Consider the following 13,488-nt stretch of genomic DNA (forward strand, 5'->3'; position numbering starts at 1 on the left):
CCGGTGGCCGGGGGGCACACTGGCGGGCCTTACCGCTTCCTCGGCTCGGTGCTACTGGTGTTCCTGGAGTGTGCGAGGAGGCGCCTGAGCCAGCGGGTGCGGGCGTTGCGTGCGTCCTCGCTGATGGCCGCCCGCGGTGCCATGCCGTCGAAGCCGTGGTACGCGCCGGGCCATACGTGCAGTTCGGCCTGGCCGCCGGCCTGCCAGATCCCGTTCGCGTACGCCACGTCCTCGTCGCGGAACATCTCCGCCGAGCCGACGTCTATGAACGCCGGAGGAAGACCCGAGAGGTCCGTGTCGCGGGCAGGCGCCGCGTAGGGTGGCACGTCCGCCGTGCCGTAGCGGTCGCCCAGCAGCGCCTTCCAGGCGGTCTCGCCGGAGATGAGATCCCACATGCCGAGGCCCGACATCTGGTGGCTGGAGAAGGTGTGTCCGCGGTCGTCGAGCATCGGGCACAGCAGGAGCTGCCCGAGGATGCCGGGGCCGCCGCGGTCACGGATCAGCAGGGCGAGGGCCGCGGCGAGGCCGCCGCCCGCGCTCTTCCCGCCGACGATGACGCGGTCCGCGTCGATGCCCAGTTCGGCCGCGTGCCCGGCGGCCCAGAGGAGCCCCGCGTAGCAGTCCTCCAGCGGTCCGGGGTACCGCGTCCCCGGTGCCAGCCGGTACTCGACCGAGATGACGGCCATGTCCAGCGGGAGGACCCACTCGCGAAGGATCCGCGGCAGTACCGACCACGCGTTGCCCATGATCATCGCGCCGCCGTGCATGTAGTACAGCAGCGGCAGCGGCCCTTCGCGCCCGGCGGGCCGCACGCTCACCAGCGTGACATCGGGCCCGTCCCGCAGCCCCGGGACGGACAGCTCCGCCACCTCGAAACGGCCGTCGGCCCGGAGGTCATCGGCCGTCGGCCTGGGCCGGGTCGCGGCGTCCCGCTTCTGCCGGGCCGCGAGATTTCCCGGAGTGACCGGCTCTCTCGGCCCGTTGCCCAGGGACCCCAGCGCGACGCTCAGCTCGGGGTCGAACGGAGGCACCGGCATCGGCCTCGGGGCGGAAGGGCTTGTGTGGGGGAGGCTTGTGTGGGGGAGGCCTGTGTGGGGGAGGTTCATACCGCGCAGCCAAGCATCCGGCGCCGCTCGGCGACACCGATGGTCACGGCGGCTCGTACGTCCGTTGCGCGTTCGGTACCCCCGCTGGTCCCAGCCCCGGGAGATCGCGGACGGTAGCATTTCGCCCGCGGGCCGCATGAGGGTCGACCGTGGCCGGGGGGAGACGTGGAGAGCACCGGGGAGCACAGCGACTCACTCGTCGTGCTGACCGCACTGGACGTGGAGTACGAGGCGGTCCGGGCGTACTTGGTCGAGCCGCGGCCGCGGCTCCACCCGGCGGGCACCCTGTTCGAGGTCGGCCGGCTCGACGGCACGCCGTGGCGGGTGGCCCTTGCCGAGCTCGGTGACGGCAACCAGGGAGCGGCCGTGCTGACCGAGCGGGCGATCACCATGTTCGGCCCGCGCGCCGTGGCATTCGTCGGGGTGGCGGGAGCCCTCAAGGGCGATATCCAGCTCGGGGACGTCGTCATGGCCACGCATGTGTACGCGTACCACGGCGGCAAGGACGAGGACGGCGAGTTCCACTCCCGCCCGAGGGTCTGGCCGGTGCGTCAGGAACTCGACCAGCTGGCCCGTATGGTCCGCAGGTCCGGTGGGTGGACCGAGCTGCTGAGGGAACGCCCGCCCGGTGCCGCCCGCCCGGCCGTCCACCTCAAGCCCGTGGCCGCCGGTGAGGTCGTCCTCAACTCTGCGGACTCGCCCCTGCGACGGCAGCTGCGCCGGAACTACCAGGACGCCGCCGCCATCGAGATGGAGGGCGCGGGCGTGGCGCAGGCCGCCCATCTCAACGCCGCGTTACCCGCCCTGATCGTCCGCGGGATCAGCGACCGGGCCGATGGGAAGAAGTACGACGCGGACGCCGAGGGCTGGCAGTCCCGCGCGGCCCGCCACGCCGCCGCCTTCGCCTTCTCCGTCCTCCGCGAGCTGCCGCCCGGGGGCGGCCCAGCCGTCACACCTGGCCCAGCCCTCACACCTGGGCCAGCCCTCACACCTGGGCCAGCCGCCACACCCGGGCCGGTGGCGCCCACGGGCCCGGCTCCGGAAGGGTCCCAGGAAGGCCCGACGGCCCCGCCCCCGCCCCCAGACGCGGGAACCCCACCGGACACCGGACCGGCCGCACACCGCCAACTCCTCCGCTGGGCAAGGAGGTTCTCCGACGACCTGGACCTCGTGGACTCCCCGCGGCCGGACGCCGGCACCGGCTCCCCGCCGCAGCTCAGCGGCGGGCTGTATGTGCGGCGCGCCATCCAGGACCGGGTGGTGGAGGCCCTCTACGACGATGATCCGAAGGCGGTCCTGGTGACCGGGGACGCCGGGAACGGCAAGAGCAGCCTGCTGTGGGGCCTCGCCCGGGACCTGACCGTTCTGGAGGACGCCGAGGTCTTCCTGGTGAACGCCGCCTGGCTGCTGCGCCCCTTGGGCGGCGCCTCCGCAACGCCCATGCTGACTCCCGCGACCGTCGTGTCCGGTGCCACGCACGCCCGGACACGGGGGCGTTCACCCGTCGTGCTCCTTGACACCGCCGATCTGCTGCTGCACGACGACCACCACGAGATGACGCTGCTCGACCTGTGCGAGGACCTCGCCGCCGCCGGTGTCCGCCTGGTGCTGACGTCCCGGCCGGAGGAGGCGAACCGGCTGCGCACCGGCTTCCTCCGGATGTCGCTGGGCCCCTACGACGACGGCGAGATCCCGCACGCCATCCGTGGCCACGCCGCGCTCTACTGCCCCGACGCCGTCCCCCGGGACGACGCGGCGCGGGTGCGGAGGCTGATGGAGCCCGTGGCCCGCGGACTGCCGGTGCGCGAGGTGTGCAGAAGCCCCCTCCAGCTGCGGCTGCTGTTCGAACTCGCCCGGGACGACGGGGCGTTCCCCAGCGCCGAGATCGACGCCACCGGCCTCTACCGCCGCTACTGGGACCACCGGGTCGTCACCGACCGGCGCCAGCACGGCAACCAGAGCGCCACGGCGCCGGAGGACCTCTCCTCGATCACCGGAGCGATAGCCGTCGTGCTGATGTCGGACGGCCGTACCGAACTGCCGCGCGAGGACCTGGTCGAGCGGCTCGCCTCGCCGCACGGCGGCCCCCGCCCCCCGTGGCCGTACGAACCCGCCCGCGTCCGGTCCTCCCTCGATCTGCTGCTCGACCGGGGCGTGCTGGGCAGGGGCGCCTCGGACGGCATCCACTTCTTCCACCAGACCATGTTCGAGTACGCGGCCGCGCGCGGTCTGCTGTGCCTCACCGGGGTACGGGCGCTGCCGTCGCTGTGCGAGTGGATCGGATCCCATCCCCGTGACTTCTTCGTCGGGGCGATCCTGGAACAGCTCCTCATGCTCGCCGCCGGGTCCGAACGGTATCGCGGCCCGGTGCGGGAGACGCTGATCCGCATGGCGGCGCACGAGGACGCCATGATCCTGCACACCGTCGCCGTGGCCGTCGCGGCGCGGAACCCCGCCGTGGGCGTGTCCGTCGAGCCGCTGCTCGCGACGGCGCCGCACGGTGTCGCCCGACGGTACGCGGTGCTGGCACCGACCGTACGCGACACGGACGTCGACGCCCTGCTGCCGCGGCTCCACGGGCTGTGGGAGCGGCAGGAGCCCAGCCTGCGGGAGGCCGTGCTCGAGGCGCTGGAACGGCTGGCCGCCCAGAACTCGCTCGCGGTCCACGCCGCCCTCGCCGACTGGGGCTGCGTACGGGAACTGACCGGGCGCCGTACGGCCGGTGCGGGCCTCGACGTCCTGCCCCGGCTGCTCGTGCTGACGTCACACATCGACGTGGCGTCAGCGCGGACGGGCCTCATGGAGATGCTCGACTTCGCCCTGACCCGGGGGCTGTCGGAGCTGGCATCCGGCGTGCTGACCCTATGGGCACGGCACTGGGAGACACTGGGCTCGGCGGAGTGGGCCGCCGCCGTCCAGGAGCGTCTCCAGCGTGTGCGCCTCGCGCGGAAGTCGTACGACCTCGAGCTCTTCCAAACGGCTCTGGCCAGGGTGCTGGCCGCATCCTGGACCCATGACCACGGACTCCCGGGTGACCACCCGGTCCCCGCCGACGACCTCGATGGCGGACCCGCCACCGCGACCCACCCCTGGACGCGCCGCCTCGACACCGCGGTGGCGCTCCTCGAAGCGGATGACCACGACACCGCGGGCAACGCCGGACTCATCGCCGCCACAGCGGTCCTGACCACTCTGCCGCCCGGCCACTGGGCCATCGAGGCCACCCTCGACCGCTGTCTGGCGATGACCGGGCCGGGAGCGCCGCACGCGCTCCAGCACCGGATGGTCTTCCCCCTGCTGCTCAGCGTCGACTGCGCCGCCGCGGAACGCCTCGTCCACCGGCTCGCCGCCATGCTCAAGGCGCTGCCCTGCCCCGAGAACCAGGCGGTCACGCCCTCGCAGCGGCTCGCGCTTGTGGCCCGCCGGATCCTCGCCCACCGGGACGTACCCCCGCACCGCGTCCGGCAGGTCCTGGAACACTCGGGCTGGGACGCCGACTCCGAGCTGTGGCTGTCCCGGGACGGCCTGGCCACGCTCCTCCTGCCGGCCGCGCTCGGCGGCCACCCCACCGCGGTGAGCAGGATCGAGAAGGCGACGACCGCCCCGGCCGCCGTCCGCAGCCTCGTCCGCCAGTCCCTGCACCGGGCGGTCACGGACGCCGGGCTGCACACCGAGCGCCACATCGGCCTGCTGGTGAACCTGTCGCTCATGGACGCCGACACCGTGCTCCTGGAGGCCATCACCACCGGCCGGGCCAAGAAGGGCACGGGTCCGCTGCCGCCCCTCGCCCATGAGCGGGTGCTGGCCGCGCTACGGGCATCGGCCCCGGCCCTCACCGGGCTGATCGCGGACGAGATCGCCGAGGGCAACAGCGGAAAGCGGCACCGCCAGGCACTCACCCTCTGGGAGTGCTCCGTGTCCGCCGGCGTCCTCCCCGCGCCCGGCCTGACCGAACTCCTGCCCCGGTACGGCACCTTCTCCGACCAGAAGGGCCGGGCGGCCTTCCTCGGGCTGGTGGGAACCATCGCGGCGCGCGAACCGGCCCAGTACACCACGGCACACACCTTCCTTTCGGAGCTGGTGTTCGACGCCGCGGGAGGCATCCCGCCCCTCGACGTCGCGTCGGCCGCCACCCGGAACGCCGCCCGCAAGGCCCTGCTCCACGCCGCCTGCGAGTCCGGCCCGCTCACTCCCACGGCCCTCACCACGGCCCTCGACCTGGCCTTCGCCCCGCCGACCGACGCCGGACTGATCAGCGGGCTCGGCCAGCTGGTACGGCGGCTCAGCGCCGCACACGGCGCGGCACCCGCCGCCGAGCTGCTGATCCGTGTCATCGGCGCGGCCGTGGCCTCGCACCAGGGCCGCGCCGCGGAGAACCACCTCGCCAAGTCCCTCCGCGGCGCGATGGACAGCATTTTCGACCACGGTTCCCCGGCCGTGTACCGGAGACTGTGGGAGCACCTCAAGGAGCCTGGCCCGGAGGACGACGCCGATCGCGTGGTCTTTCCGGAGCGGTACGCCCTGGGTCTGGTGAGCTGCGCGATCCGCCGCTCGTACGCGACAACGCGCCAGGATCTGGAAGCACTTGTCGCCCATCCGCGGGTGCCGCGGCCCACCAAGATGTGGATCAGCGACCAGCTCAGCGCCCGGTCGCGGGAACACACCGAACACGACCTCAGCTGGGTGCTGGGTGGCCGGACGGCCTGGCAGCCAGTGGCAGGATGCTCGCGGTAGTCGTCATCGAGGTCACGGGTGCGTGCGGGGCCCCGTTCGATCGCGGGAAGCCGAAGGAGCCCGATGAGCCGGAAGAACCACCACGTCGTCGTGCTCGTGCTCGACGGTGCGAAGCCACTCGATGTCGGCATCCCCGCGCAGGTGTTCTCCAACCGGCCGAGCATGCCCTACGAGCTGCGGGTGTGCGGCGCCGCGCCCGGGCCGGTCACCGGTGGCGAAGGACTCTCGTACCACGTGGCCGAGGGACTCGAGGCGTTCGAGCACGCCGACACCATCTTCATCCCCGGCTACCGGGAGCCGGCGACCACGGAACCACCGGCGGCCGTCGTCGGCGCGCTCATGGCCGCCCGCGAACGTGGCACCCGGCTCGCGGCCATCTCCACCGGGGCGTTCGCGCTGGCGGCCACGGGTCTGCTCGACGGCAAGCGGGCGACGACCCACTGGCACTACACCAAGGCTCTCGCCGAGCGGCATCCGCTCGTCCGGGTGGACGAGAACGTGCTGTTCGTGGACGAGGGCGACGTGCTCACCTCGGCGGGCGCGGCATCCGGTATCGACCTCTGTCTGCACCTGGTGCGGCGCGACCACGGCGTCGGGCTCTCCAACCATGTGGCGAGACGGCTGGTGGCGGCGCCGTACCGCAGCGGGGGACAGGCGCAGTACGTGCCCCGGAGCGTGCCCGAGCCGCTCGGCGACCTGTTCGCGAGCACGCGGGAGTGGGCCCTGGCGCACCTCGCCGAACCGCTGACCCTCGAAGCGCTCGCCCGCAACGCGCGGGTGTCCGCGCGCACCTTCTCCCGGCGGTTCGTGGAGGACACCGGCTACACACCGATGCAGTGGGTGCTCCGGGCGCGTGTGGACCTGGCGCGTGAACTGCTCGAACGCACCGATCTGAGCGTGGAGCAGATCGCCGACCGGGTCGGGCTCGGCACCGGCGCCAATCTGCGTCTGCACTTCCACCGCATTCTCGGCACCTCCCCGACGGAGTACCGCCACACCTTCTCGGCCTGAGCCCCCGTGCCGGGCGCCGTTCGTGTGAAGGGCGCGATGGCTGTGGCGAGATCCTTGCGTGTGGTGGCGTTCATGCCGCTGTCGGCCGGGGATCCGGATGCCGACGATGGGGGCGGAAACGAAAGGAATCTCCATGACCCGCATCGCCATCAACGGATTCGGCCGCATCGGACGCAACACCCTCCGTGCCCTGCTCGAGCGGGACAGCGAGCTCGAGGTGGTCGCCGTCAACGACCTCACCGCCCCCGAGTCCCTCGCCCATCTGCTCAAGTACGACAGCGCGCTCGGTCCACTCGGCCGCTCCGTCGAGGTCGATGGGACCGACCTCGTCGTCGACGGCCGCCGCGTCAAGGTGCTCGCCGAGCGCGAGCCCGCCGACCTGCCATGGGCCGAGCTCGGCGTCGACATCGTGCTCGAGTCCACCGGCCGCTTCACCGCGGCGGACGCAGCCCGCGCGCACATCCGTGCCGGTGCCCGGCGCGTGCTGGTGAGCGCCCCCTCCGCCGGTGCCGATGTCACGCTGGCCTACGGCGTGAACACCGATGCCTACGATCCCGACCGGCATGTGATCGTCTCGAACGCCTCGTGCACCACGAACGCGCTGGCCCCGCTGGCGGCCGTGCTGGACGACCTGGCCGGTATCGAGCACGGCTTCATGACCACGGTGCACGCCTACACCCAGGAGCAGAACCTCCAGGACGGCCCCCACCGCGACCTGCGCCGCGCCCGCGCCGCCGGGGTGAACATCGTGCCCACCACCACCGGGGCCGCCAAGGCCATCGGTCTGGTGCTGCCGAACCTCGACGGCAAGCTGTCGGGCGACTCGATCCGCGTACCGGTGCCGGTGGGCTCGATCGTGGAGCTGAACACCGCGGTCTCCCGGGAGGTCAGCCGTGACGAGGTGCTCGCGGCCTACCGCGCCGCCGCCGACGGCGGGCTCAAGGGCATCCTCGACTACTCCGACGAGCCGCTCGTCTCCAGCGACATCACCCGCCGGCCGGCGTCGTCCATCTTCGACGCCGCCCTCACCCGTGTGGACGGCAAGCACATCAAGGTGGTGGCCTGGTACGACAACGAGTGGGGCTTCTCGAACCGCGTCATCGACACGCTCGAACTGCTCGCGCGTGACTGAGCACGCCGGCTGACCGACGGTGAGGGGCCGGGACCGACCGGCTCCTCACCATTCCCAGAAGGGCGCTTGAGCTCAGCTACGGTCCGCGCCGCGCGGGGAGGGCCGGGTGCGTGTCGCGTGGATGGAGCCGAGCAGACGCAGCGCCTCCGCGCTGCCGCTGCCGGGCTCCGCGTGGTAGATGACGAGTTGCTGACCCGGGGCCTCCCGTACGTCGAACGCCTGGTAGCTGAGCGTGAGCGGGCCGACGTCGGGGTGCAGAAACCGCTTGGCCTCCTGGGTCTTGCCGCGCACGGTGTGGCTTTTCCACAGGCGCGCGAAGTCCCCGCTGTCCTCGATGAGCGCGTCCACGAGCCCGCGCAGGCGCGGGTTGTCCGGCTCGTAGCCCGCCGCTTGGCGCAGATTCCCCACGGTGGCCTGGGCCGCCCGGTCCCAGTCCTGGTAGAAGGTGCGCCCCGCGGGGTCCGCGAACGCCATGCGGGCCAGGTTGTCCGCCGGGTGGAACGGCGAGTAGAGGGCGTCGGCCAGCGCGTTGGTGGCGAGGATGTCCAGGGTCCGGTCGAGCACGAAGGCGGGTGTGTGCGGATAGCCGTCCATCAGCTGTCGCAACCCGGGGCTGACCTGGTCGGGCACCCGGGCGGCGGGGCCGCCGGGCACCGTACCGCCGAGCCGGTACAGATGGTCCCGGGCGTCGCCGTCGAGGCGCAGCGCGCGGCTGAGCGCGTCGAGCACCTGCGCGGAGGGATGGCGCTCCCGGCCTTGTTCCAGGCGGGTGTAGTAGTCGGCGTTCACACCGGCCAGCACCGCGACCTCCTCACGGCGCAGCCCGGGAACGCGGCGGGTGCCGTGGCTCCTCATCCCGACCTCTTCGGGCCGAAGTCCTGACCTGCGGCTGCGCAGGAATGCTCCCAGGTCGTCATCACCCATGCCGCCAGGCTACGAAACGCCGCGGCCGGTTGCCTGGGTGTGTCGCACCCAGGGAGAGCGTGTCCTGGCCGGCCCGTGGCGCACTGCCCGGTCTCGGTGGCGTGGATTTCTCCATGTAGTGCTATACGAGGCATGACCGGAATGGCGAATACACTCCATGAGCACGAATGGAATGAGCAATTCCATTCGCACCCATTGCGCGGCTTGTGACTTGCGTCACAAGCGCATCCTCAATGGATCACATTTTCGTATCCCTGTGAAACGATGCCTCGGTGCTGGCCTCGAAGTAGTTCATCGCGAGACATCACCGATCCACCGGTCCACCCGAATCCACATCGGGCGGCAGTACGGCAAACAACTTCTTCAAGTTTTGGTCAGCCGTAACGGGGAGGCGAGAATGCCGACGATGATTGTTATCGGGTACAGAGGCGATCTCGATCAGGCACTACAGCGCCGCGGCATTGATCCTCACTATATTGTCCAGGCGCCGGCGAGCCCGCCGCGGAGTCGGAGATTCACATGGGTCGCCGACATGGAGAACGCCCAGGAAATCTTCCGAGCAGTGCTGTCCGCGGACATCGACGATGTGGCCGGGGTGCTGAGCGTCCATGAGATGGGCGTATTCGGGGCAACCTACTTACGGCAGCAGCTGAACCTTCCCGGGAATGCCGATTCCAGGACGGCTCTCCACTTCCGGGACAAGTACCTCCAGAAGGGCATGCTGCCGCCCCAGGTCAGGCGAGCGCGCTGCCGCCATGTGCCCGTGGGCACATCGTTCGCGGAGCTCGCCGACGACCTGGGAGAGGTCTTCGTGGTCAAGCCGGCGACCGGGGCCGGTGCTCTCCGTACGAACATCGTCCGCACCCCGGAGGAGTACGCACTGGCCCTGACGCCCTTCACCGGCCAGTCGGATGTCGAGATCGTCGCCGAGTCCTTCGTGGACGCTCCGGAGGTCTATCTCGACGGCGTCTGGGGAAAGGGAGACCTGCAATGGTCGTCCATGAGCGGCTATCACACCTCACCGCTCAGGGCCGTACAGGGCGGCGTTCTGTCCGCGTACGTCCTGGACCGGAGGCGGCATTCCGTCTTGTTCGATGAGATGGAGACGCTCGCCGGGCAGGCGCTCACCAGCCTGAACGCGCCTGATTGCGTATTCCATATGGAAGCGTTCACGACAGAAGAAGGGCTGACCTTCGGCGAGTGCGCCATCCGCTTACCCGGGGCGCTGTCCCCCCAGGTCAATCAGCTGACATACGGCGTCGACCTCTTTGACGTCGAAATCAGTCTGGCGCTGGGGGAGGGGGCGACTCGGGCCCTGGGCGACCGGCGCACGCCGGAGCGCTTCCACGGATACATTCTGCTGCGTCGCCCCAACGGGTGCCATTTGACCCAGAGCGACTTCGAGCGGAACTTCCTTTTCGATGAGATCGTCTACGACTCGTCGCCCGATGCGCCGGTCGGGCCGTACGGCCGCGTGGGACAGGCCGTCGTCTCCGACCCGGATGAGCTGAAACTGCGGAAGACGATCGAGGACATCGTGCGATTCAACGAGGTCGGATCCACCTGATCTGACGGCCGGTCCGACCGGTCCGACGGCCCGGGACGCCCTGGCCCGGACCCGCCGACACCGTCGCGTCACCTCGATCACACGTGCCGCGGGCGCCGAGCCCCGCCCGCCCCCGCCGCGTCCAGCCGCGCCCCCACGATGCGCACCACCGCCGACGGCGATGTCAGAGCCCGGCCCTGGTGCCCTTCCCGAGCGCGGCGTCGCGCCCCCAGCCCCGCTCGCCATGGTTTTCCGTCCCTTCTGATCGGAGGACTTCCCCCATGCCGGATCAACGTCATGCTTCGACACTTCCGCGGCTGCTCGAGCGCGCGGCCCACGACACGACTCAAGGCATCGCGTTCATCGGCGGCCCGTTCCTCTCCTACGCCGAGTTGCGGGAGTGCGCCTGCCGCATCGCGCAAGGGCTGCGGGAGCGCGGCACTGCCCCGGGCGACCGAGTGCTCATCGCGGCCAGTGATCCGGAGATCTTCTTCCGCGCCTTCTGGGGATGCGTACTCACCGGTGCCGTGCCGTGCCCGGTGGCGCCGCCGGCCGACCCTTCCCGGTGGCGTGCCCAGCTGGAGCATCTGCGCACGCTTCTGGGCGACCCGTTGGTGATCGTGTCCAAGACGGCTCATGGAGACCTGCCCGAGGCCGGGCTGCGGTCCGTGACGGTCGAGGAGCTGAGCCATGCCGCGGCCGAGCCCGATCAGCTCCATGTGCCCGCGCCGGACGAGCTCGTCCTGCTGATGCTCACCTCCGGATCCACCGGATCGAGCAAGGCGGTCAGGCTCACCCACGCCAATCTGCTGGCGGCGCAGGCCGGCAAGGCGGGGGCACTGGAACTCGGGCCCGACGACACCTCGTTGAACTGGATCTCGGTCGATCACATCGCCGCGATCGAGGCGCATCTGCTGCCGATGTTCAACGGCGCCGCCCAGGTCATGACGGTGCCGGCCACCGTGCTGGCGGACCCCGTGGAGTTCCTCAGGCTGCTCACGGCCCATCGGGTGAGAGTGACGTTCACCCCCAACTTCCTCTTCGGGCAGATCAACCAGGCACTCGCCGGGCGGCCGGTATCGCGGCAGGAGGTGGACCTGTCACAGGTGCGGCACATCATCTCCGGCGGTGAGGCCACCGTGACCGCCACCGTACGGGCGTTCCTGGACACGCTCGCGCCCTACGGGTTGCGCGGGGATGTGATCGTGCCCGCGTTCGGGATGACCGAGACCTGCGCGGGCAGTGTGTTCAACCGCGACTTCGCCATCCGCGACCTGGAGACGGAGTTCCCCCCACTGGGCCGCCCGGTGCGTGGCCTGCGGATTCGCATCACCGACGACGACGGCACGGTGCTGGCCTCCACCGACCGGCCCGGAGCGGCCGAGCCTGGGGAGGTACAGCTGCACGGCCCGATGGTCACGGGCGGCTACTTCGGCGATGAGCGGGCCACCGCGCAGGCGTTCACCGCCGACGGCTGGTTCCGCACCGGAGACCTGGGCCGCCTCGGCTCCGACGGCCGGTTGACGCTGGTCGGCCGCACCAAGGACTCCATCATCGTCAGCGGTGTCAACTACCACAGCCATGACCTGGAAGCGGTCCTGGACGAGCTGGACGGGGTGAAGCGCGGCCATGTCGCCGCGTTCCCGATACGGCCCGGGGGCGCCGACACCGAACAGCTCGCCATCGCGTTCGTCCCGGCGGGCGACCCCGCCGACGAGACCGCGGTGTACCGCGCGATCGTGGCGATCCGCAGCTCCACGGTGATGCACTGGGGGTTCCGCCCCCAGCTGATCCTCCCCGTCGCCGAGGACGCGATCCCCCGTGGCAACCTCGGCAAGATCCAGCGGTCGCGGCTGCGCGCGGCCGTCGAGAACGGGAGCCTGGACGAGGCCGCCCGCCGGTCGGACGAGATCAGTACCCGGTTCCTCGGCGGCCATGTGGCGCCGGAGGGTGAGGTGGAGACCGCACTGGCCGAGATCTACGCCCGCGTCCTGGACACCAGGGCGGTGTCGGCCACTGCCAGTTTCTTCGATCTGGGCGGTACCTCACTGGACGTACTGCGGCTGAAGCTGGAGATCCAGGCCGCGTTCGGCATCGAGGACGTGCCGATGTCCACGCTCCTCCAGGCCCCGACCGTACGAGCGCTGGGCGGCCGCCTGACCGCGGAGCAGGGCGCCGGCGGGGACGCCACCTACGATCCGCTGGTGCCGCTCCAGATCACCGGCGACGGGACGCCGCTCTTCTGCGTCCACCCCGGTCTGGGGGAGGTGCTGGTGTTCGTCAACCTCGCCAAGTACTTCACCGGCGAGCGGCCGTTCTACGCGCTGCGGGCCCGTGGATTCGGGCAGGGGGAGACCCACTTCGGGTCGTTCGACGACATGGTGTCCACCTATGTCGAGGCCATCCGGCGGGCGCAGCCCAGCGGCCCCTACGCCGTCGCGGGGTACTCCTACGGCGGGGCGGTGGCATTCGAGATCGCCAAGCGGCTGGAAGCCGACGGCGACAAGGTCGACTTCGTGGGCGTCTTCAACCTGCCACCGCGGATCTCCGACCGCATGAACGAGATCACCTTCACCGATGGCGCGATCAATCTGGCGCTGTTCCTCGAACTCATCGATCCCACCGACATCGAGCGGCTGACCGCCACCCTCCGGCCGCTGCCCGAGGCCGATCAGCTGGCCCATCTGATCGACCACGCCCCGAAGCGGCGGCTGACCGAACTCGACCTCACCCTCGAACGGTTCGCCGACTGGGTGCACCTCGCACAGAGCATGGTGCACCTGGGCCGTACCTACGAACCGTCGGGTTCGGTCGGGCGGGTGAAGGTCTTCTACTGCACTCCGCTGCGCGGCACCAAGGAGGAGTGGCTGGACCACCAGCTCAGCCACTGGGACGAGTTCACCCGCGACCCCAACACCTATATCGAGGTCGACGGGGAGCACTACACCCTGATGAGTCCGCAGCATGTGCACACCTTCCAGGCGACCCTGCGGCACGAACTGGCCCGGGCGCTCGGCTGAGGACCGGCGAAGGCA

7 protein-coding genes are annotated in these 13,488 nt (G+C 70.9%); 5 read left to right on the plus strand and 2 right to left on the minus strand.

Features of this window, described 5'->3' with window-relative positions:
- Nucleotides 1–29 precede the first annotated feature (29 nt).
- Nucleotides 30–1,037, minus strand: coding sequence for an alpha/beta hydrolase (locus KHP12_RS48415; protein WP_208653265.1), 1,008 nt, complete (start codon nucleotides 1,035–1,037; stop codon nucleotides 30–32).
- 234 nt (nucleotides 1,038–1,271) lie between these two features.
- Between KHP12_RS48415 and KHP12_RS48420 the strand changes: the two genes are divergently transcribed.
- From KHP12_RS48420 to gap, 3 genes are all read left to right on the plus strand, one after another.
- Entirely contained in the window at nucleotides 1,272–5,840 is a 4,569-nt protein-coding gene (locus KHP12_RS48420) for a phosphorylase family protein (RefSeq protein ID WP_308036213.1), read from the plus strand.
- A gap of 63 nt (nucleotides 5,841–5,903) precedes the next feature.
- The gene (locus KHP12_RS48425; RefSeq protein WP_086885981.1) at nucleotides 5,904–6,851 is read left to right on the plus strand and encodes a GlxA family transcriptional regulator; all 948 of its coding nucleotides are present in this window, start codon (nucleotides 5,904–5,906) and stop codon (nucleotides 6,849–6,851) included.
- A gap of 133 nt (nucleotides 6,852–6,984) precedes the next feature.
- The gene (gap, locus tag KHP12_RS48430; protein WP_086885980.1) at nucleotides 6,985–7,983 is read left to right on the plus strand and encodes a type I glyceraldehyde-3-phosphate dehydrogenase; all 999 of its coding nucleotides are present in this window, start codon (nucleotides 6,985–6,987) and stop codon (nucleotides 7,981–7,983) included.
- Nucleotides 7,984–8,055: 72 nt separating this feature from the next.
- Here the strand turns inward: gap and KHP12_RS48435 are convergent, their stop codons facing one another.
- Nucleotides 8,056–8,907: a helix-turn-helix transcriptional regulator gene (locus KHP12_RS48435; protein ID WP_211834715.1), complete on the minus strand. Its 852-nt coding sequence runs from the start codon at nucleotides 8,905–8,907 to the stop codon at nucleotides 8,056–8,058.
- A gap of 397 nt (nucleotides 8,908–9,304) precedes the next feature.
- Here KHP12_RS48435 and KHP12_RS48440 point away from each other — a divergent pair, with 397 nt between their 5' ends.
- On the plus strand, nucleotides 9,305–10,474 hold the full coding sequence (locus KHP12_RS48440; RefSeq protein ID WP_211834716.1) for an ATP-grasp domain-containing protein: 1,170 nt from the start codon (nucleotides 9,305–9,307) through the stop codon (nucleotides 10,472–10,474).
- A 260-nt stretch (nucleotides 10,475–10,734) separates the two neighbouring features.
- Nucleotides 10,735–13,473, plus strand: coding sequence for a non-ribosomal peptide synthetase (locus KHP12_RS48445; protein ID WP_086879566.1), 2,739 nt, complete (start codon nucleotides 10,735–10,737; stop codon nucleotides 13,471–13,473).
- Nucleotides 13,474–13,488 lie beyond the last annotated feature (15 nt).

This window comes from Streptomyces asiaticus (assembly GCF_018138715.1).
In the GTDB taxonomy this organism is placed as follows: domain Bacteria; phylum Actinomycetota; class Actinomycetes; order Streptomycetales; family Streptomycetaceae; genus Streptomyces; species Streptomyces asiaticus.